We start from the raw sequence: 22,032 nt of genomic DNA, 5'->3' as shown, positions 1-22,032 counted from the left end.
CCAAATGAAGAATGGCCCGGCTGCTTCGGCCGGGCCATTCTCGTTTTGGCGCCCCGGGGCGCCCCGGGGTGCGCTCTCTCGCGTTTACTCCTCGGCGTCGGCGACGGCCTGCGCGATCACGCCGTCTTCCTTGCGCGGGGCGGGGCGAGCCGGGGGCGGCTCGTTCTGGTAGGCGCGGCGCGTGAGGCCGTGATCCGTGAAGGCCAGCATCACGAGCTCGCCGTCGCCCGTGTTCTGCGTCTGGTGGAGCGACCAGCGCGGCACGAAGACCGTATCGCCGGCCTTCACCTCGACGGTCGACTCGTTCACCTGCACGCGGCCGGTGCCCTCGGCGACGTGGAGGATCATCTCGTGGGCGTGCTTGTGCCGCTCATTGACCTTCCCGGGCGGGATGCGGACGATCCGGGTGTCGAGGATCTCCGACTTGAAGGGGATTCGCTCGATGGACTCGTTTTCGTAGCTCGGGGTGCCGCGCTGACCGGAGGCGAAGCGGATCTGGCTGGCATCGGGGAACTGGGGGGCGAGGGAGCGGCGCGCCTGGATGCGGCTCAGCACGCCCTGGAGCTTCCGACCCTGGATGGCGTCGTAGAGGCTCTCGAAGAAGCGGTGGCGCAGGCTCAGCGCGTAATTCATCGACGACAGGCACGTGTTGTACCAGTCGGGCGTGTGCATGTAGGACAGCATCATGTCCTCCAGCGTCTCCGCGTGCTCGTCGTCGCATCCGATGTGAATGCGGAAGAAGGTCAGGAATTCCTCGGGGATCCCGGCCTTGAGCATGCCCTCGACCATGATCGTATACATCCGCGAGACGATGCCCTCGGTGCCGAGCGACAGGAACGAGGAGCCCGCGGCGGGGTGGGAGCGCAGGCAGAAATCGAGGAATTCACGAACGAAGAAGCGCGAGGCGTCGAGGTAGTCGGTCTTATCGATGTCGATTTCGAGCGCTTCGCGCAGGAACTTGCGGAAGATCTCGGCGTGGCGTTTGTCCGTCTCCTGGCCGCCGCCTTCCTCCCACAGGTTCTCCGACAGCCGCGCGCGATGGTAATCGTTGTCCGAGTTCGCCATCAGCGCGGCGAGATATCGGGTGAAGTTGCGGTTGTAGAGGTAGTACTGACCGAAAAAGAACTGGAAATCGGCCTTCGTCAGGTGCCCGGCCGTGCACGCTTTGAAGAAGCGGTTCCGCCAGAACGGGTGCTCGGCCTGGGCCTGCTTGAGGTTGTGCAGCGCCGCCTCGGCGCCTTTCCGATCGGGGTTGTTCACCCCTTCCTGTGTGATCACGAAGGCCGGCGCGCGCGACGAGGGTGGCATGGCATCCCAGCCCACATTATTGGTTTCATGCTTCGCCTCTCCGGACATACACATCTCCTCGATCGGCCAGGGTTTGGCGCCGCAGCGTCGATATCGTGGCGCGCTGCGATGCGTCAGGCGGGTCGCCCGCCGAAAACATATCGGCTGGGACGAATGAATAACACCGAATCTATACCGTTTCCGGCCGCGGAGCGAGGCGTTTCACGACATCTCGTTCAAGAAATGAACGTTGTCGTATTGCATGGGATCCCATTCTTTTCAATGACAACGCACAACTCCGCGTATCCACCAGCGGCCTGGCGCGAAAAACGGGATTTGGTGTGCGTGAAAACGTGAGAATCGTGCCCACGCTGGTCGGAGCACGATTTTGGCAATCAGGCGGGGCGCTGGGCGGCGATCGTGGCGTCGGCGCGCGAGAGCTTCGCGTTCGTTCGCGATTTGTTGTCGACGACGCTGACGACGTGAATGCCTTGCGGCGTGAGCGACAAAGACACCATGCACACCATCGTCGCCGTGAGGCCCTCACCCGCCACGGCCACGAGGGATCCGGGCCTGCAATCTGCCGCCGAGGGGCGGATGCGGCTCCCGAGCGGCGTGTCACGGAACGTACGCACGACGTGCACGAGATCGGCGGCCGTGCCGAGGACGACGATCGGGCCCTTGGGTTCGAAGTCGGCGAGCCATCCAGGGCCGAAGGGCTCGACCACGCGCGCCGGCGGCAAGCGGCGCAGGAGCATCGTGTTCGCCTGCACGACGAGCCGGTCGACGATGCGACCGTCGGCCGAGCCGCGCCACTTCTCGAGCGTCTCCTCGACGGGCTTGCCGGGCTCGAGGCGGATGAGGCGACGATCGATGACGCCGCCCAGCGTGGCCGCGCCCGAGTGCTCGACGATCTCCACGGTGCCGAGCTGGCTCCACGCCGTGCGCGTTTGAAGCGCGCGCGCGAGCTCCTCGGTCCAGGCGAGGGCGGTGGGTTCGAGGTCCGTGGCGTTCGTCATCAGGGCACATCCTATCCAGGTTCGAGGCGGATGGCGCGAGGTTCCGGTGACCCCCGGGGCCGGATGTCGGGTGCCCCCCGCCTTACATGCTAAGACTGCCGGCCATGACGGTCCTTCAGGTGTCCGGACTCGGCTTCGGGTACGGCGCAAATCAGCTCTTTCAGGGGGTGACGTTCTCGCTCGCCCCGGGGGAGCGGGCCGCGCTCGTGGCGCCGAACGGCGCGGGAAAATCCACGCTCATGCGGCTGATCGCGCGCGAGCTCGTCCCGGACGCGGGCTCGGTCGTGATCAAGCGGGGGACGCGGGTCGCGTACGTCCGGCAATCGCACGAGCTGCCGAAGGTCGGCACGGTGCTCGAAGCATTCCTGTCGGGGTTCGACGAGCTGCTCTCCTTGCGAAAGGAGCTCGACGAGGCGTCGCACGCGGCCGCGAGCGGGACGAAACAAGCGCTCGATCGGCTGGCGAACGCGACGGACAAGTACCACCTGGCGGGCGGGGATGCGCTCGAGCGACGGGTGGAGATGCTCGCCGCGCACCTCGGCTTCTCGCACGAGGACATGGGCCGCGCGCTCGGGAGCCTGTCCGGCGGGGAGCGAGGGCGGCTGCACCTCGGCGTGGCGCTCGCGAACACGCCGGACCTGATCTTGCTCGACGAGCCGACGAACCACCTCGACATCGAGACGATCGCGTGGCTCGAGCGGCACCTCGCGGCCCTGCCGAGCGCGATGCTCGTGGTCTCGCACGATCGTGCGTTCCTCGACGCGCTCTGCCCGATCACGATGGAGCTCGGGCGGCGGAGCTTTCGCGTGTATCCGCTCCCGTATTCGCGGTACGCGGAGGCGCGGGAGGAGGATCTCGAGCGGGAGCGCGAGCTCGCCGAGCGGCAAGAGGCCTTCGTCGCGAAGACCGAGGAGTTCATCCGGCGGAACATCGCAGGGCAGAAGACGAAGCAGGCGCAGAGCCGGCGGAAGATGCTCGACAAGATGGAGACCGTCGACCGGCCGGAGGACGTGTGGGCGCGGGCGGAGAAGGTCGCCTTCCGCTTCGTGCAGGCGCCGCGGAGCGGGGACATCGTGCTCGACGCGCGCGGGCTCGAAGCGACGCGAGGCGGGCGGCAGCTCTTTTCGGGCTTCGATTTGCTCGTGCGTCGCGGGGAGCGGATCGGGATCCTCGGGTCGAACGGGTGTGGCAAGTCGACGCTCTTGAAGATCCTCGCGGGCCGCGGCGCGGAGGAGGATCAGGGCGAGGTCAAGCGCGGGACGAACCTCTGCGAGGGCTACTTCGATCAGCACCTCGGCTCGCTCGATCCGAACAAGACCGCGGTCGAGGAGATCCGCAGCGTGCGCGGCGACATGAACGTCGATGCCGCGCGGCAGTACCTCGCGCGGTTCCGGTTCTACGGCGACGACACGCTGCGCAAAGTGGAAGGTTTTTCCGGCGGCGAGCGGAGCCGCCTCGCGCTGGCCAAACTCCTGCTCGAGCCTCGCAATCTGCTCTTCCTCGACGAGCCGACGAACCACCTCGACATCCCCGCGGCCGAGATCCTCGAAGAAGCGCTCGCGAGCTTCGAGGGTTCGGTGCTGCTCGTGTCGCACGATCGCCGCTTCCTCGACGCCGTGACCACGCGGATCTGCGCGTTCAACGGCGGCAAGATCGAGCTCTTCCCCGGCGGATACCGCGACTTCCAGGCGAGTTTGTCCCGACCGACCACGCCGCCCGAGGAGGAAGACGGCGAGCACGAGGACGAGCGCGCGCAGGACGATGGGCGCTCGAAGCGCGCGGTGAAGCGGAGCGCGTCGACGGTCGTGGCGCAAGCGAAAGGGCCGGAGTCGCCGCTCGACAAGAAGCGCGCGTTCGAGGCGGAGAAGGCCGCGTCGCGGGCGCTCGAGCGCAAGCGCAAGCGCGTGAAGGAGCTCGAAGAGGAGATCGCGAAGGGCGAGGCCGAGCTCGGGCGCATGCGCGAGGTGCTGAAGCAGGACCCGAGCGGGGACTGGGAAAAACTCGCGAAGATGGTGGCCGAGGAGCAAGCACTCGCGAAGCGCGTGGACACGGCGATGACGGAGTGGATGACGCTCGGCGAGGAGCTCGCGGCCGAAGAAGTCGGGAGGACGGCGTGAGGCGCCTCGGCGTCGTGGCGATGATCGCGCTCGTGACGCTGGCGAGCGTGGCTGCGTGCTCGACGAAAAAGGAAGACGACGGCACGACGCCGCTCGCGACGACGGAGGAGCTGCCGGCGCTCGCGATCGGTGAGGACACGCCAAACCTCCTGCTCACGTGGATCGACGACAAGGGCGACATGCACGTCGAGCTCAAGCCCGCGGACGTGCCGGCGGAAGGTCGAGCGCTCGTGCGGGTCGTCGTGAGCGACCGCGAGGAGGGGACGAAGAACCTGTTTTACGTCGTCGATCTGACGAAGAAGCGTGACGACGGAACCTACGCGGCGCGGACGATGACGCGGCGCGCGTGGGAGTCCGAGGTGGAGAAGCGGCGGAGCGCGTACCTCGCGAAGATCGCCCCGCCCCCGCCACCGCCCTCGCCGACCGGCGCGCCGAGCGCGACGCAGGGGCCGAAGAGAGCGGACACGCCGCCCGTCGTGACCTCGGATCTGACGGTGATCGTCTACGGCGCGGACTGGTGCAAGCCCTGCCACCAGGCGGAAGATTATTTGCGCTCCAAGGGAGTGCGCGTCGTGAAGAAGGACGTGGAGGCGAGCCCCGAGGCGGCCCTCGAGATGCGCGACAAGCTCGACAAGTCGGGCCAGCGCGGGGGCAGCATCCCGGTCATCGACATCCGCGGGCAGATCCTCGTGGGCTTCAGCACCCACGCCGTCGACCGCGCGCTCGCGAAGGCGTCCTCGGGCACGGCGCTCTGACAGCGGCGGAAGCCCAAGATCGTCGCTCTTCGCGTGCGCCCACGTTGCCCTCGCCAGGCGCCGGGCGTATACGAGCGGCCCCCCCGCAAGCCGGACCCGAAAGCGCGGGGATTTCCAGGAGCGAACTCCATGATCGACGTAGTCATGCCCCAGCTCGGTGAGAGCGTGGCCGAGGGGACGGTGACCAAGTGGCTCGTGCGTGTAGGCGACTTCGTGAAGCGGGAGCAGCCGCTCCTGGAAGTCGCGACGGACAAGGCCGACACCGAGGTCCCCTCGCCTACCGCGGGGCGGGTCGCCGAGATTGATGCGCCCGTAGGGGCAGTGGTCCCGAAGGGCGGGCTGCTCTGCCGCATCGACGAGACAGCGACCGCCGGCGCAGACGTGGTGCGCCCCGTCATCCCCGCGCCGGCCGAGCCGCAGGCGCCCAAAGAGACGAAGGCCGAGCCCGCGGCCCAGCCGCTCGGTTCGCCCTCGACGCGCAAGCTCGCGCGTGAAGAAGGCGTCGATCTGAGCCAGGTGCAAGGCACGGGCGAGCACGGCCGCATCACGCACGACGACGTGCGCCGCGTGGCCCATGCGGCCCCCGCGCCTGCGCCTACCGCGCTCGCCGTGCCTCCGCCGCCCCCCGCGCCCATGCCGGTCGCGCCGATCACGGCCGCTCCCGAGCTCGCGCAGCTCGTGCAGGCGGGAGGCGGGTTCGTCCCGCCGATCCCGGGCGTCGGCTACGGCGCGTACCGGGTACCCCCCTACACGCCGCGACCGGGCGACGAGGTCATTCCGTTCTCGCGCCGCCGCCGCATCACGGCCGATCACATGGCGTACTCGAAGATCACGTCGCCGCACGTGGTCACGGTGGCCGAGGTCGATCTGCAGGCGACCACGAAGCTGCGCGAGCAGCACAAGGATCGCTTCAAGAAGGAGGGCGTGCCGCTCACGTTCCTCGCCTTCATCTGCGCCGCGACGGTCCGCGCGCTGCGCGAGCACCCGCACCTCAACGCGCGCGTGCTCGACAACTCCTTCGCCGTGCTCAAGGAGATCAACCTCGGCGTCGCCGTCGACACGCCCGGCGGGCTCATCGTGCCGAGCATCAAGCACGCCGATCAGCTCTCGCTGCGGGGCATCGCGGCGCAGATCGACGATGTCGCCACGCGCGCCCGCGCCAACAAGATCACCGCGGACGACCTCGCCGGCACGACGTTCACGGTGTCGAACCCCGGCCTCAAGGGCAACCTCTTCGGCGGCGCGATCATCTCGCAGCCGAACGTGGGTATCCTGCGCATGGGCGAGATCAAGAAGCGGCCCGTCGTGGTGACGCGCGACGGCGAGGACGTGATCGCGATCCACCCCGTGATGTACATGGCGCTCTCGTACGATCACCGGATCGTCGACGGCGTGCTGGCGAACTCGTTCCTCTGGCGCGTCGCGGATCTCCTGAGCCGCGGGGAGTTCGAAGTCGGATGACTGCCACGAGCAAACCCGAGGGCCACCGCCCGCTCTCCGAGGTCGATCCCGAGATCGCCGAGCTCATCCGCCGCGAAGAGCGCGCGGAGGCCGACACGATCCGGCTCATCGCGAGCGAGAACTACGTCTCGCGCGCGGTCCTCGAGGCGACGGGGTCGGTCCTGACGAACAAGTACTCGGAGGGCTACCCGCACAAGCGGTACTACGAGGGCCAGCAGCAGATCGATCAGGTCGAGGAGCTGGCCAAGAACCGCATGAAGCAGGTCTTCGGGGCCGAGCACGTCAACGTGCAGCCCTACTCGGGCAGCCCCGCGAACCTCGCCGTCTACCTCGCGTTCGTGAAGCCCGGCGAGACGATCATGGGCCTCGGCCTGCCCGCGGGCGGGCACCTGACGCACGGCTGGAACGTCAGCATCACCGGCAAGTTCTTCACGAGCGTGCCCTACGGCGTGCGCGCGGACGATCACCGCATCGACATGGACCAGGTGCGCGAGCTCGCCCGGACGCACCGGCCGAAGCTCATCTGGTGCGGCACGACGGCCTACCCGCGCACGCTCGACTTCCCCGCGTTCCGCGCCATCGCGGACGAGGTGGGCGCGATCCTCGCGGCGGACATCGCGCACATCGCGGGGCTCGTCGCGGGCGGGGCGCATCCGTCGCCGATCGGGATCGCGGACGTCGTGACGATGACGACGCACAAGACGTTCCGCGGCCCGCGCGGCGCGGCGATCCTGTGCAAGGCCGAGCACGCCTCCGCGATCGATCGCGCGGTGTTCCCCGGCCTGCAGGGCGGCCCGCACAACCACACGACGGCCGCGATCGCGGTCGCCGCGCGCGAGGCGCTGGAGCCGTCGTTCAAGCAATACGCGGCGCGCGTGGTGGAGAACGCGCGCGTCCTCGGCGAGGCGCTCGTGGCGAAGGGCTTCCGGCTCATCACGGGCGGCACGGACAACCACCTCCTGCTCGTCGACATGACGCCGAAGAACATCGGCGGAAAGCCGTACGCGAAGGCGCTCGATCGCGCGGGGCTCGTGGGCAACTACAACGCGATCCCGAACGATCCGCGCAAACCCATGGATCCGTCGGGGCTCCGCATCGGCACGCCGTCGATCTCGTCGCGCGGCATGGGCCCGAAGGAGATGGGGCTCATCGCGGGGTGGATGGCCGAGGTCGCCGACCATCCGCAGGACGAGGCGCTCCTTGCGCGTATCGCCGGCGAGGTGAAGGAGCTCTGCCAGAGCTTCCCCGCGCCCGGCATCCTCTCCTGACGCAGAGACGCACAAAACACCGCGGGGGCGCCGCTCGATTCGTCGAGCCGCGCCCCCGTCGTTTTCGTTTCGCCTCGATCCGAGGCTACGCGCACTTCACTTCGAGTAGAGCTGCGCCGCGATGACGCCCGATCCACGGGTCGCCTTGATGACGTACTTGGCCTGCCCCGCCATCGGCCACGGCCACTTGTAGCAATTGCCGCCGCCGCCGAGCGAGGCCTGCTGGCCGCTGCCGCTGTCCTGCGCGAGGACCGGGTTCATCCCGGGCACGGGCGTCGTGGCGACGAGCTGGATGTCGACCTCGCTCGGCCCCGCGCCGACGGCGAGCACCGTGTAGCACTTGCCCGGCTGGAGGTTGACGGCCTCCTCGAGGATGCTGCCCTCGGAGAAGTTCGCCGCGGCGACGTTGCCGTCGCGCTGCATGCCCGGGGCCGACTGCTGGGCGAACGCCGTGAGCGGCAAGGTGGCCGCGCCGGCGAGGTTCGGGTCGATGCGCTGCGCCTGCGTGCCGCCGCTCGTCTGGGTCGTGCCGCCCGTCGTCGTGGTGCCGCCCGGGGCGGGGAAGCCGGGGATCGTGGGGAACTGGAAGCCGCCCGGCTGCTGCGTGGTGCCCTGCGGGGCCGGCTGCTGAGGCGCCGGCTGCTGCGGGTACGGCTGTTGCTGCGGGTACGGCTGCTGCTGCGGGTACTGGCCCTGCGGGTACTGCCCCTGCGGGTACTGCCCCTGCGGGTATTGCCCCTGCGGGTATTGCCCCTGCGGGTACTGGCCCTGCGGGTACTGCCCCTGCGGATATTGCTGCTGCTGGTAGGGGTTCTGCTGGTTCGCGGCCGTCTGGGCCGGCTGAGAGTCGTCGGACTTCTCGCAGCCGGTCGCAAGCGCGAGCGCGACGAGCAGCGCGGACGAGATGACGATGGAACGATTCAAGGCGACCTCCTCGGGAGTCGGGCGAATGCTGGGTCCTACCCTATCAATCAACGCGGGGAACCCGTGAAACTTACGACTGCCTTCCTGACGGTTTGGACGGGCGTCAAGGAACAGCAGATCGATCAGAGCCGTTTTTCGTCCCCACGGGCCCCCGCCCGCCGCGCTTCGCGCCCTGCACGCCCCTCATTAGTGAGGTAAACTACGTCATGAATCAGAGGAGCGGGGGGCCGAAGGGGGCGGACATTCCGCCCGGGACGTTCGCGCGCTGGTTCCTGGACGAAGAGCTCAAGCCAAGCGCGGGGATGGGGATCGCGGCGGAGCGCGCCGAGTACCACCTGTGCCGGGCCATCGCGAACCTCGAGCGCGGGATGCTGCGCGAGGCGCTCGACGACGCGAACGCGGCCGCGCACCTCGACGAGTCGCTCCGGGCCCGCGCGCTCATCGTGGCCCGCATCTGCATCCAGCGAGAAATGGAGGAGTTCGGCGTGCCGGTGCGATGACCGAGGCGGATGCCGCCCCGAGCGGCCTCATCGATTGTGGCCCCGCGTAGGGTTCGGGTGTATGAGCGCGACTCTGTCTCGCGCGGCGCACCTCTTGCGCCCCTCGAGCCTCGAGGAGGGTCCGATGACGCGTTCGATGGTGTGCATGGGGGCCGCTGCGGCGGCCGTGTCGATGATGGTCGTGGTGATGTCGGCGGGCTGCGGTAGCGAGCCCGAGACGCCGCCGCAGCCGGGTCCGGGCGCCAGCGTGGCGCCCCCGCCCCCGCCCCCGCCTCCCCCGCCTCCCCCGCCCCCGCCGACGGTCGCAGCGTGTGATTCGGTGCAGTCGCTGGCGCTGACGACGATGCTGCAGGGGCGCGAGAAGGTGGAGGCGCCCGGCATGAAAGCCGAAGGTGGGCAGCTCTGCATGGTGGTGCCCGAGGGGCAGACGGCCTCGACGCCGACGATGATGCTCGAGCCGGGCTTCTGTTACACGGTGATCGGGCAGGGCGCGGGCGGCGTGACGGAGCTCAACCTGGCGCTGACGCTCGACATGGCGACGGCTCTGCCGCCGCAGCTCGGCGCGCTCGCGGCGAACCCGACGCTCGCGGTGGATCAGGAGGCGGGTTCGTCGGCGTCGATCGGCCAGAAGACGAGCTGCTACGCGTGGCCGTGGCCGGTGCCGGCGATGGTGAAGGTCAACGCGACGGCGAAGACGGGCACGGGGCCCGTGGCCATCCAGGTCTACAAGAAGAAGAAGTGAAACGACCCGCGGCGGCGCGGCTCTCCATCGAGTGAGGGCCGCGCCGCGCGTCGGATCGGCGAATCATTGGAGCCCCAAGATTCGCGGGTTCGTTCTTTGCGGGCACAAAAAACGAACGGCCCACGCGCATCGCGAGGGCCGTTCGTCGCGCGCTGCTGCCGCGACGGGGAGCAGCGGTCTATCAGGCGAGAGCGTCCTTGATCGCCTTGATCGGACGCGCACGCACCGACTTGCTGGCGGGCTTCGCCGGGAAGGTCATCGGCTGCTTGGTGAAGGGGTTGATGCCCTGGCGCGCCTTCGTCGCCGGCCGCTTCACCACCCGGAACTTCGCGAAGCCCGGCAGCGTGAAGACGCCCGACTTCTTCAGCTCACGGTGCCCGACCGTGACCAGAGACTCGAGCACACTCTTGACCTGCTTGCGGGAGATCTCGTCCCCAGCAGCCTCCGTGATCGCCTGGATCAGAGCGCTCTTGCTCAACGACTTCTTCGCCCCGCCCCCAGCACTCTTCTTGGTCGCCATTGCAAATTCCTCCGAGCTCCGCGTCGCGCGCGACCCCTCGCCGCGCGCTCGGCTCGGGTGAACCATACACGGCGTGCGTCGCGAAAAAAGCGAAATCTTCGGGGGGAAATAGCGATTTCGCCGCGGAGAGTCGCTCTACCAGGCGGTGAACGGGCTCGAAGAGGGGCGAGCAGCCGAGGAGAAGGACCACAAAAAGGCCCGAAAACAGCCTGAAAACAGGCATCGCTGGGGTTCGGCGCGGCGGTGGGTATGTAAGGAGGAGGAAGGAGCGCGCCGCGGGGGTGCGCGGCGCGCGGTTCCAGAAGGGCGGAAAATGAGCCGGATCAGCCGCTCGCGAGCTCGTCCGCGAGGTCGCGCGCAGCGTCGAGGTTCGCGTCCTCGGCGAGGGCTTTCTCGACGAGGAGGCGCGCCTTGCCGCGATCCCCTTGCGCAACCGCGAGCCTTCCGAGGTGGAAATACGCGAGCGCGCGGGCTCGCGACGTCGTGCCCTCGACCGAGCCCGGCGTCGTGATCTTCATCATCGTGACCGCACGAAGCGCACGCGAAGCGACGTCGTGCTCGCCACGATCGACCGCGAATTGACCGAGCTCGAGCGCGATCTCGGCGCTGCCCGCGTCGTTGTCGAACGCCTTCGAGAGCTGCTCGAACGCGGCGTCGTCGTTGCCCGACGCGCGCTCGACGTGCGCGAGCGCGCGGTGCGCAGCCGCGAGCGTCCTCGACCGACGGCCCTCGTACGCGGCGACGGCGTTCGTGGCGAGCGGGCGCGCCTCGTCGACGCGACCCGCCGCGACGTACGCCTCGGCGACCACGATGACGGGCTCCCACGCGTCCGGCTGCCGGCGACGCGCATCCTCGACGAGCTCCACCGCAGCGCTCGCGCCCTCGGGCGTCGCGAGGAGCAGGCGCGCGGCGTGGAGCAGGAGCTCGACCGCGGCCACGCCCTCGAGGTTCGCCGCCGCCGACGCGATCGAGGCCGCCGCGAGCTGGTGATCACCCATCTCGCTTTGAGCCCCAACGAGCTCGGCGACGAGGGCGCGATCGAGCGGGTCGATGTCGAGCGCGCGCTTCAGGATCTCGATGGCGCCCGGCAGATCCTGCTCCTTGTCGCGGAGGATCGCGGCGGCCTTGCGGAGGCAACCGACGCGGTCTTCCTTCGTGGTCCGGCCCTCGGCCTCGATCTGGTAGACGTCCGCGACCTTGCGGAAGTCTTCCCGCGACTCGAAGCGCTCCTTCAGCTTGACGCCGAGGACGGTGCTCGTCGGGAACGCGCGGTAACCCGCTTCGAGCGCGCGATCCACGCCGTCCTCGTCGCCCTGCTCGGCGCGGATCGCGGCGAGCCGCTGCGCCGTGGCCTCCGCGGCCTCGCCCTTCTCTGCGCCGAGGAGCTTTTCGAGGGCGTCCGCGAGCTCCGAGGGATCCTCGGCCTTCTCGCAGATGCGCACGATGGAGCGCAGCGCGTCGAGGTTCGTCGCGTCCCAGTCGAGGATGCCGTGGTAGGCGTCGCGGGCGCGGGCCGGCTCGCCTTGCTGTTCGAGCAGCGCGCCGAGCCGCATCGAGAGCGACGCGACGCCCGCCGTGTCCTCGCGATCCTTGGCGAGGTCGATGCGACGCTCGAGGAGCGAGGCGAGATCCTCGAAGCGGCCCGCGGCCAAAAGCAAGCCGGAGAGCAGCGTGGCCGCCTCCTCGTTCGCGGGATCGTCGTCGAGCAGCTCCGTGAGGGTCGTGATCGCCTCGTCGGCGCCGCCTTCACGCTTCTGCGCGAGGCGCGCGCGTTCGAGGCGCATGCGCGAGCGATCCTCGACCGTCTCGAGCAGCGGGACGACCTGCTCGATGAGGCGGCCGAGGGACTCGTCCTCGCCGAGGCTCCGGTAGAGATCGGCGAGCGGACCCCAGAGGTCGCGATCGGCAGGCTCACGCTCGAAGAGCTCGGCATAAAGCCGCGCGGCTCCGGCGAGGTCGCCGAGTTTGTCGCGAGCGATCGACGCGGCCGCGAGCAGGTGGCCCCGCTCGTCGCCGGGGGCGGCCACGCGCGCGGCGCGCTCTTCGAGGGCCCGCGCCTCGGCCCAGTCCTCGGCCGCGGCGCGCACCTTGGCGAGCGCGACGAGCGCCCAGAGGTCGTCCGACGTATCGGCGACGCCCTCCTCGCGGCTGAGCGCGCGCCGCAGGACGGACTCGACGAGCGCCGTGTCCCCGAGGCCCTCGGCGACGGAGACGGCCTCACGGTAGAGGTCGGCCCCACGCTCGGGCGCAAGCAGGACGAGCGCGTCGACGAGCGCACGGGAGCGCTCGTGCTTGCGCGCGAAGCGCTCGAAGAGCGGGGCGATCAGGGCCGCGTTCTCTTCGCGCTGGAGGCCGAGGCGGAAGATCGCCTCGGCGCGATCGGGCGACGCGTCGAGCGAGAGGGCACGCTCGAGCGCGGGCACGCCGCGCCCCGCGCCGCCGGGCTCGCGCAGCGCGAGCTCGGCGAGGCGGTAGAGGCCATCGGCGAGCTCGGCCGGCGGAGCGCTCTCGCTCGCGGCGGCGATCCGCTTCTCGAGCAGAGCGATCTGCCCCTCGCGATCGCCGCGCTGCTCGCAGGAGGCTTCGAGCGCGCGCCAGACCTCGTGGATCCGGCGATCACCCGGCCGCTCCAGCAAGAGCGCCTCGGCGCGCCGGAACGCCTCGTCCGCCTGGGCCGCGTCGCCACCCTCGCCGGAGAGCGCACGACCGAGGTGGAGGAGGAGGTCGACGAGCGGAGGATCGACCGTCGTCGCGGCGACGAGTTTACGCAGAGCGTCGAGATACTTCTCGACCGCGCCGAGGCGGCGGGCGAGCCCGAGCGCCGACCGATGCGCGTCCGCGGAGGTCGGTCGCACCGCGAGCGCGCGCAGCCACAACGAGAGCGCGTCCTCGGCGCGGCCGAGGTGCTGCTCGTAGAGCGAGGCGAGCTCGGCGAGCACGGGCGCCGTGGACGCCGCGTCGCCGCCCGCGCCCTCGAGCCGGAGTTCGAGCGCGCGCGCGAGGAGCGCGTGGTTCTGGCGGCCACGGAGGGCGCGCACGAGGCGATCGGCCTCGTCCGGGCTCTCGCGCGAGGCCTCGAACGCGGACTCCACGTGCTCGGCGGAGCGATCGGGATCGCCCTGGCGATCGGCGATCTCCGCGAGCGCGATGAGCACCTCGGTGCGCGTGACGGCGGGCGAGCCCTGCTCGTCGCGCAGGCGCCGCACCATCATGAGCAGCGAGCGGTACGTGCGCTGCGCCCGATCGAACTGGCCCTCGTCGAAGGACAGGCGCGCGAGCGCGAGCAGGATCTCCGGGTGCGTCGGGTCGATCTTGAGCGCGACGTCGAGCTCGGCGAGCGCGGCCTTGCGATCCCCCGACGACAGGAAGACCCGCGCCAGGTAGTAGTGCACGATCGCGCGGTCCTTCGGACGCCGGCTGCCGTACGCGTCGATGATCTGGCGAAGGATGTTCGAGGCCTCGTCCGAGCGACCCGCCGCGCTGAGCGCGTCGCAGAGCGAGAGCTTGATCGCGCGATCGTCGGGCGTGAGCTGCGCCGCCTGCTCGAGCAGCGGGACGGCCGCCTCCGGCTGGTTCCGCTTCGAGAAGTGCAGATCGGCGGCCTCGCGGAGGAGGGCCGTGCGCTTCGCGGCGTTCTCGGTGTGCGCCGCCTCGATGGCGATGAGCTCGGCGAGCGGGCCCCACGCCTCCGCCTCGCGGTAGAGGACGGAGAGGCGCGCCCGGAGCGGCGCAGGGTCGGCGACGCGGCCCTGTGCCTCTTCGAGGCGCTGCTGCGCGAGCGCGGGCTCGCCCGAGGCGATGTAGGCCTCGGCCAGACGCAGGACCGGGTGCGGCGAGGCGTCGGCCGGCGCGTCCGCGCAGATGGTCTCGAGGACCTCCGCGGCGGCCGCGTGATCGCCGCGCGCCGTGAAGAGGCGCGCGAGCGCGTCGAGCGAGGCCATGTCGCGGTACCGCGCGGCGCGGCGGTAATCGCTGATCGCGCGCGGGAGATCCCCGACGCGCGTCTCGGCGATGATCGCGGCCCGTCGCCACAACTCGGCGGCCGCCGCCGTGTCGCGATCGGCCTCGCGCCGCGCCGCCTGATCCTCCCAGAGCGCCGCGAGAGCGCCGTGATCGCCACGCTCGCCGAAGAGCTCGGCGAGTTTGTCGACGGAGGGCGCGTGCGAGGGGCTCTCTTCGAGGTTCTTGCGGAGCGACCCGATCGCGCGATCCGCGTCGCCCGACTCGACGAGCAGGAACGCGAGGTCGAGGCGCAGATCGACGCGCGAGAGGACGTCCTCGGCCACGGAGATCTGGCGCTCGCGCAGGGTGAGGAGCTCGGTGCGGCGCCCCTCCTTGCGATAGAGCTCTTCGAGGCGCGAGCCGACGAGCTCGTCGGTCGGATCCTCCCCGAAGAGCTCCTCGTAGATCGCGATCGCCGGCTGCGCGTCGGAGATCTCTGCGGCAGCGAGGCGGAGCGAGCGGCGGCGCGAAGCCTCGAAGGGGAGCTTCGCTCCGTCGAGGCAAAGCGCGACGACACGCGCGAGGTCGCCCTCTTCGCGGCAAACGCGCACGAGGACGTCGAGCGCCCACGCGGCGAAGGTCGCGGCCTCGCTGAGCGGGTCCGAGCCCTCGCCGATCCAGCGCGCCTCGGCCTTCTGGAGCATGGCCTCGGCGATGCTCTTCGCGAGGCTCGGGTCGCCCACGTGGTCGCTGGCGACCGTGACGGCCTCGCGGTGGAGCGGGAGCGCGTCCGCGGAGACCTCGCTGAGGCGCAGCAGCGCGTCGACGAGGGGCTTGCCGGGCGTGTGACGACGCAGCTCGACGAGCGCCGCGAGCATCTCGGCGTTCGCCGGGTCGTACGTGAGCGCGCGCTCGATCGCGATCTCGGCGGCGCGCTCGTCCCCGCGGCGATCGCGGTGCCAGAGCGCGACGCTCCACCAGAGGGCCCGCGCGACGTCGGGCGGGACGTCGCCTTGCGCCTCGATCGCCGGGAACGCGTCGGCCACGTCGGCCCAGCGATCCGCGGTCGCGGCGAGGCGCAGAACCTCGGCCGAGAGCTCGGGCGTCTTCACGGCGGCAAACGCGCGCCACACCGCGTCGAACGCCGCGGCCGGGTCGCTCCGGCGGTGCTCGTGCAGCGACGCGGTCTCCGTGAGGATCGCCGTACGTTCGGCGGCGGACGTCGCGGCGGCGAGGCGCGGCTCGAGCAGATCGATGGTGCGCTGCCAGTCGCCCGAGGCCGCGTACGCGGCCGTGAGCACCCGGACCGCGGCCGCGAGGATGGGCCGGCGCGCCTCGTCGTCGAGGTCGATCAGCGAGAGCAACGATTCGAGGCCGGAGAGCGCGAGGCCTCCCGGATCCGCGCAACGAATCGCGGCCTCGTAGCTCGCGACGGCCTCGGCCCACTGCCCGGTGCGATCGCGCTGCACGTCGCCGAGGCGGCGGTAGAGCTCCGCCGCGCGGGCGACGTTGGCCCCGGCCTCGTCTGCCTGCGTGGCGCTCGTGTGGAGCAACGCCACGAGATCGGGCCAGCGCGCCGCCTTTTCGAGGAGCCGGGCGAGCGCGTCGCAGCTCTCGTCGTCGGCGCCGAAGCGGGCGCGCACGCCTTCCCACACGGTGATCGCGCGGGCCACGTCGCGGAGCTCCTGGTCGCAGATCGCCGCGACGCGCACGAGATCCTGCCGCGCGGCGTCGCCCTCGGTGAGCTCGGCGCGGCGCTCGAGGACCTCCGCGAGCTCGCCGAAGCGGCTCTCGGATTCGAGGTCGAGCGAAAGGCCGCCGAGCGCGTCGAGGTCACGCGGCTCGTCCGCGAGGCGAGCACGATACGCCGCGATGGCGCGCGGTTTGTCGCCGAGCTCGCTCGACGCGATGCGCGCGACTTCGAGCAACGTGGCGCGGCGCGCGTCGGGATCCGTTTCGAGGCGCGCGAGCCGTTCGAGGACCTCGCAGCGCTCCGCCGAACGTCCCTCCTCCGCGAGGAGGCGCTCGAGATCACGCGCGGGCCCGACCACGAGCTCGGGGTGCTCCGGTTCGAGCGAGAGGATCGTCCGGCCGAGATCGATCGCGCGACCGCGATCGCCGAGCTTCTCGACGTAGATCGCCGAAGCGCGAGAGAGGAGCTCGATCTTGAGCGCGCCTCCGGCGCCCTCGGAGACCGTGACGAGGACCTCGGCGAGCCGATCGAAGCGATCGACACGCGCGGCGAGCCGCTCGAGCTCGGCGCGGTGGCTCGGCTCGGCGGGCTCCAGCGCGACGAGCGCGGCGAGGCTCTCCAGCGCGCTCGCCGGATCGTCGAGGACGTCGGCGCGCAAGGAGACGATCTCGCGCAGGAGCGCGCCGCGCGCGGCCGGATCGACCGCGGCTTCGAGGCGGACGGCGAGCACGCGCGCGAGGTCCTCGTGTCGCTCCTCGCTGCGGTAGCGCTGTTCGAGGACGACGGCCGCGCGCTGGCGGGCCGTGTTCTCGGCCTCCGCGCTCGGCCGGACGGAGAGCGGCTCGGCCGAGCCCGTGGCGGCGAGGACGCGCTCGAGGAGGTCGAGCGCCTCGGCGCGCGACGGCTCGACGGAGAGCATCTCCTCGACGACGCGGAAGGCGGCGTCGGGCTCGGCGACGCCGTCGAGCCACAACGTGGCGATCCGCGCGCGGAGCTTCTGCGCCGCCTCGACGTCGAGCGAGGCGAGCTCGTGCGAGAGAAGATCGATGAGCGGGCGATGACGGCCGAGGCGCTCGTAGAGCCGCTCGAGCGAGGTGCGGATCTTCTTGTCGCGCGGCTTGAGCGGCAGGAGCTGCTCCAGGTACTGCACGGCGCGATCCGGATCGCCCGCGAGGTCCTTCGCCGACTCGGCCGCGTCCTCCAGGAGCTCGACGCGCGCGAACTTGTCGTCGGTGCGCTCGATGGCCTGGTCGTAGAGCGAGAAGAGGTCCGCCCAGCGCTCGTTCTGGTTGTAGGCGAGCTTCAAGCGCTCGAATGCCCAGAGCGCATCGGGAGCGACGTCGACGACCCGGCGCAGGAGCTTCATGACGGCGTCCTGATCGTCGAAGAAGAACTCCTCGTGGTAGTCGACCGAGCGCCGCCCGAGGTCGTCGAGCGTGTCGGGATCGAGCTCGCGCACGGAATCGGATTCGAGCTTCTTGCGATAGGCCTCGGCGACGAGGTCGGGCCGATCGGCGTCACGGCCGAGCTGCTCGGCGCGATCCCACAGCGCGGCGTCGTAGGGCAGCTCCTCGACCGCGCGCACGGCGAGGTCGAGGGCGAGCTCCGGCGCGGCGCCGGGCCTGTCGAGCAGCCGCGTGAACCAGCCCGCGCGGAGATCCACGAGGTCACTCGCGTCCGCGGGCGTCGCGATGAGCAGCTTCAGGATCCGCGCCGCGATCGACTCGTCGTCCGTCGTGTCGCAGGCGCGCTCCAGCATCTCGGCTGCGCGCCGGCGGGACTCGGGCCGCGCGAGCGCACGCTCGAGGAGCACGAGCGCGCCCTCGTTGCCCGGCTCGGCTTCGAGCACCGGCTCCACCGCGGCGAGCGCCTCGTCCACCCGCCCGAGACGATCGAGCAGCAGCGTCGCGAGCTCGAGCTCGAGCGCCGTCCGCTCCGCGCCCTCGCGCAGATCGCGACGGGCGGCCATCATCGCCGCTGCGCCCTCGACGTCGCCGAGGTCCAGAAGGAGCCGGCTGCGCGCCGCGAGCGCCGCGTCGTTCTGCGGGTCCTGCTCCAGCACGCGGGCGTAGAGGTCCGCGGCCGCGCGCGGATCCTTGAAGACGTTCTCCTCGGCCGCCGCCCACGCGACCAGCGCCTCGATGCGACGATCCCCCTCGGCGCGTTGCAGGCGGAAGCCGAGCACCCAGCGACGATCCTCGAGCCGCGCCTGCGAGGGCGGGCTCCGATCGAGGAACGCCTCGAACGCCTCGACCGCGGTCCAGGGATCCGACGCGCCCTGGATCATGCTCCGGTACGCCGCCGCGGCGTCTTCCTGGCGATCGGGGTCGGCCGCGAGCACACGCGCGCGCGCCGCCTGGAGCGCCTCGCGCGGGCCCACGTCGAGCGCGCCCTCGTCTGCGAGGAGCGCGTCCGCCGCGCCCACGAAGCGCGTGGTCGCCTTCGCGTGGATGGCCGCGTCCTCGAACGCGAGCAGTTTGTCCGCGCGCTCCGCAGCATCAGCCGCCGTGCGGAAGAGGACCTCGTAGACCGTGGGAAGCTTCTCCCACGCCTCGGAGCGGCGATAGAGATCGACGAGCCGCTCGGCCGCCTCACGATCGTCGGCCGAGAGCGCGAGCACGCGCTCGAAGAGGCGCTCGGCGAGCGCGCCGTCGCCACCGCCGTCGGCGAGGTCGGCGGCACGCCGGTAGTCCTCGATCGCGGCCGCCGTGTCCCCGAACGCCTCGGCCTTCAGCGCGGCGAGGTGTTCGAGCCAGCGCGCCTCGGCGAGCGGGCCGTCCGCGGTCGAGATGCGCCGTTCGAGCAGCACACGATAGAGATCGTTGTCGCCCGCTTTCCGAGCGAGCTCCGCGATCCGGTCGAGCGTCTCGTCCGACAGCGTGGTGCCCTCGTCGAGCAGGCTCCGGTAGTGCTGCCGCGCGCGATCGATCCACCCACGCGAGGCGGACAGGTTCGCCATGCGGAGCGTGATGGCCGCGCGCTCTTCCGCGTCGGCTGCGCGCTCCACGCCGGAGGCGAGCGCCGCGTAGAGGCCCTCTGCATCCGAGGCTTCCTCCAGCACGTCGAGCAACGCTTCGTACGCGCCCCGATCCCCCGCGTCCTCTTCCAGCGCGCGACGGTACGTGGCGGCCGCCGCTGCAAGGTCGCGCAGACCGCGACGCTCGATCGTCCCGATCGAGTGGAAGATCTGCCGGCGCCGATCCGGATCCGTCGTCGCGGCGAGCGCGCCCTTGTAGAGCGCGAGCCGCTCCTGCGCGTTGCCATGCTTCTGCAGGAGGCCGTCGATGCGCGCGATGAGGTCGGGCGACGACGGCTCGAAGGCGAGCGCGTTCCGGAGCACGGACAGCGCGCCGACGAAGTCACCGTAAACCGCGAGCGCCTCACCCGTGGCCTTCGCGAGCTCCGCGATCGCCGGATGATCCACGTTCCGGTTGCCGAGGGCCTGGATCAGGATGCCGGCGCGACGCGCGGCGTCGTTGCCCGCGAGGCGCTCCACGGTCGACAGCCACTCGGGCACATCGTCGGCCACGTGGTTCGTCGCGATGCGCAAGCCGAGGCCCGCGAACTGCAACGCGCGCTTCGTGTCCCCGAGATCCCCCTCCGCGATCTGCGTGGCCTCACGCAGCGCGGCGAGCTGATCGGACGCGTCCTTCGCGACGTCGCCGCGCACTTCGAGGATCTTGAGCAGGCCCTGCGTGGCGCCCTCCTCGCGGTAGATCGGCTCGAGGACGTCGGCCGCGCCGAGCCGATGATCGCCGCTGCCGAGCATACGCTCCACGGCCTGACGGCACGCCTTGTCCGAGCGATCGAGATCGAGCGCCTGGCGATACGCGTCGAGCGCGCCCGCGCCGTCGCCGAGACGGCTGAGACGAACCTGCGCGAGCTTCGCGAGGATGGCGATGCGCTCCTCCGACGGCGCGAGGCCCGCCTCCGCGTCGAGCGTCTGCGCGAGCTCCTCCCAGCGCTGCTCGCGTTCGAGCAAGGGCAGGATGCGCGCGTGAATCTCGCGCGTAGGTCCGTACGTCTGGAGGAACCTGCGCCAGCCGTCGAGCACCGCGCCGAGATCGTTCGAGCGCGCGGCGCGGAGATCGGCGGCGCGGAACGCGAGGTCGCGCGCGGCTTCCCTGTCGGTCTCGAGGGCCGCGCGACGTTCGAGCACGTCGGCGAGCGAGACCTCGTCCCCCGCGGCTTCGTAGAGGCGTTCGAGCGCGGGCAGAGCCTCGCTCTCGAGCGACGTACCGATGAGCTTCCGGTACGCGGCGATCGCACCCGGTGCATCTCCGAGCGTCTCCTCGCGCAGCCGCGCGAGACGCTCGGCCGCGCCCGCGCGCGCGTCGGGCTCGGGCTCGATGTCGCTCAGACGATCGAGCGCCGCGGCGAGCGCGCTCCAGTCGGAGGCTTGCTCGCACAGATCCACGAGGGCCCGCGCCGCGCGCACGCCCGCGTCCTCCGCGAGCCCCGCGTCCACGGCGCTCTGGAACGACGCGCGCGCGCGCTTCGGATCCCCCGTCTCCAGGAAGAGCTCGCCGAGGTCGGCGGCGATCTTCGCGCGCACGAGCGGGTCCTTCGCTCCGGCCGACGCACGCGTGAGCACGCGCGTCACGTCGAGCCTGCGATCGAGCGCCGCGCCGATCGAGCGGTACCGCGCGCGCACCTCGTCGTCGTTCGGATCGACCGTGAGAATGCCTTCGTAGAGCGTGAACGCGGCGCCGAGGTCGCCGAGGTGCTGGTACTGCAAGGCCGCGAGCCGCTTCTGCGCTTCGAGCCTCCGCGGGCCACGCACGCTGTCGATCTGGATCGTCAGCATGCGCGCGGCGTCCTCGTACTGCTCGCGCGACATGAACACGTTCTCGATGGCGGCCGCGGCGCGCGCGGCGAGCGTCTTGTGCGTGAGGAGCTGCTCGCACGTGCGCCACGCGAGCTCGCTGTCGGGGTTCTTCTTCAGCACCTCCTCCGCGTGCGGCAGCGCCTTCTCGATCTCGTGCAGGCTGACGGAGTAGAGCTCGATGGCCTGCTCGCGCAGCGCGAGGAGCTCTTCCTCGGCCGGCGGCGGGTCGGCGGCGATGGCTTGCTCGTAGAGCTTCGCCACGTCGGCGAAACGGCCCGCGGCGATGAACCGCTCGGCCATCGCGTTGCGGCTGTCGGCGTCGGTCGGGTCGAGCCGGAGGATCTGCTGGTGGAGCTTGAACGCCTTGTCCTCCTCGCCCGGGAGCGCGGCGAGGATCTGCACGGCGGCGCGGAGGAACGCGAGCTGCTCCTGTTTGTCCTGCCGGTGCGCCGCCATCTGCGTGTACAGCTCGGCGAGCTTCGTCCAGTCTTCGCGGTCGCGCAGGATGGCTTCGAGTCGCTGGAACGCGTCGACGTTTCCCGGCGAGAGCTGCATGACGCGCTCGAGGTGCGGCTGCGCCGTCCCGCCGTCACCGGCGTAGTCGACGAGGAACGCCGATGCGCTCAGCAAGAGCTCGATCTGCGCGGCCGGCTGCAGCAGGCGAATCTTCCGGTCGCGGCAAATCGCGTCGTAGGCAGCGGCGAGCTCGGCGATGCGGTTGTCGCGATGTGCCGCCTGATGGAGCATGTCCCAGAGCTCTCCGGGGCTCGCGCCCTTCGCGAGGGCCTGAGCGAGCAAATCCAGGAGCGCGGGCTCGTTCTCGAGCGTCTGTTCCAGGGCCGAGGCAACGGTGTCCAGCTGCGGTACGGCGCGACCGGTCTTCGATTCCTGCATGTCCCTTCCCGAGCCGCCGGGGAAAATCGGCGCGGCGGAGAACGTATCAAGGATCGTTCGGACGGATCGCATTGATCTGAAT

The 22,032-nt window shown here is 70.8% G+C and carries 11 protein-coding genes; 6 read left to right on the top strand and 5 right to left on the bottom strand.

From position 1 onward, the window contains the following. Positions 1–84: 84 nt before the first annotated feature. On the bottom strand, positions 85–1,308 hold the full coding sequence (locus tag QHF83_RS04200; protein WP_282416458.1) for an iron-containing redox enzyme family protein: 1,224 nt from the start codon (positions 1,306–1,308) through the stop codon (positions 85–87). A gap of 374 nt (positions 1,309–1,682) precedes the next feature. Next, positions 1,683–2,306, bottom strand: a complete 624-nt coding sequence (locus QHF83_RS04195) for a hypothetical protein (protein WP_282416457.1) — start codon at positions 2,304–2,306, stop codon at positions 1,683–1,685. A gap of 104 nt (positions 2,307–2,410) precedes the next feature. Between QHF83_RS04195 and QHF83_RS04190 the strand changes: the two genes are divergently transcribed. From QHF83_RS04190 to glyA, 4 genes are all read left to right on the top strand, one after another. Continuing rightward, positions 2,411–4,423, top strand: a complete 2,013-nt coding sequence (locus QHF83_RS04190; protein ID WP_282416456.1) for an ABC-F family ATP-binding cassette domain-containing protein — start codon at positions 2,411–2,413, stop codon at positions 4,421–4,423. Next, on the top strand, positions 4,420–5,178 hold the full coding sequence (locus QHF83_RS04185) for a glutaredoxin domain-containing protein (RefSeq protein ID WP_282416455.1): 759 nt from the start codon (positions 4,420–4,422) through the stop codon (positions 5,176–5,178). The genes QHF83_RS04190 and QHF83_RS04185 overlap by 4 nt, the downstream gene beginning before the upstream one ends. 129 nt (positions 5,179–5,307) lie before the next feature. Next, positions 5,308–6,639 carry a dihydrolipoamide acetyltransferase family protein gene (locus QHF83_RS04180; protein WP_282416454.1) on the top strand — a complete coding sequence of 444 codons (1,332 nt, stop codon included), beginning with the start codon at positions 5,308–5,310 and terminating at the stop codon, positions 6,637–6,639. Continuing rightward, on the top strand, positions 6,636–7,907 hold the full coding sequence (gene glyA, locus QHF83_RS04175) for a serine hydroxymethyltransferase (protein ID WP_282416453.1): 1,272 nt from the start codon (positions 6,636–6,638) through the stop codon (positions 7,905–7,907). The genes QHF83_RS04180 and glyA overlap by 4 nt, the downstream gene beginning before the upstream one ends. Positions 7,908–8,003: 96 nt before the next feature. Here the strand turns inward: glyA and QHF83_RS04170 are convergent, their stop codons facing one another. Then, on the bottom strand, positions 8,004–8,831 hold the full coding sequence (locus QHF83_RS04170) for a hypothetical protein (RefSeq protein ID WP_282416452.1): 828 nt from the start codon (positions 8,829–8,831) through the stop codon (positions 8,004–8,006). 206 nt (positions 8,832–9,037) lie between these two features. Here QHF83_RS04170 and QHF83_RS04165 point away from each other — a divergent pair, with 206 nt between their 5' ends. Both QHF83_RS04165 and QHF83_RS04160 read left to right on the top strand, forming a co-directional pair. Continuing rightward, positions 9,038–9,331 carry a hypothetical protein gene (locus tag QHF83_RS04165; protein WP_282416451.1) on the top strand — a complete coding sequence of 98 codons (294 nt, stop codon included), beginning with the start codon at positions 9,038–9,040 and terminating at the stop codon, positions 9,329–9,331. A 124-nt stretch (positions 9,332–9,455) separates the two neighbouring features. Then, on the top strand, positions 9,456–10,073 hold the full coding sequence (locus tag QHF83_RS04160; RefSeq protein ID WP_282416450.1) for a hypothetical protein: 618 nt from the start codon (positions 9,456–9,458) through the stop codon (positions 10,071–10,073). 181 nt (positions 10,074–10,254) lie between these two features. Here the strand turns inward: QHF83_RS04160 and QHF83_RS04155 are convergent, their stop codons facing one another. Then, on the bottom strand, positions 10,255–10,593 hold the full coding sequence (locus QHF83_RS04155) for an HU family DNA-binding protein (RefSeq protein ID WP_153818780.1): 339 nt from the start codon (positions 10,591–10,593) through the stop codon (positions 10,255–10,257). A 323-nt stretch (positions 10,594–10,916) separates the two neighbouring features. Continuing rightward, positions 10,917–22,022: a tetratricopeptide repeat protein gene (locus QHF83_RS04150; protein WP_282416449.1), complete on the bottom strand. Its 11,106-nt coding sequence runs from the start codon at positions 22,020–22,022 to the stop codon at positions 10,917–10,919. Between the last annotated feature and the right edge of the window lie 10 nt (positions 22,023–22,032).

Source organism: Polyangium sp. 15x6, assembly GCF_029960785.1.
In the GTDB taxonomy this organism is placed as follows: domain Bacteria; phylum Myxococcota_A; class Polyangia; order Polyangiales; family Polyangiaceae; genus Polyangium.
The sequence above is the reverse complement of the archived record's forward strand: the minus strand, read 5'-3'. Positions and strand labels throughout refer to the sequence as shown.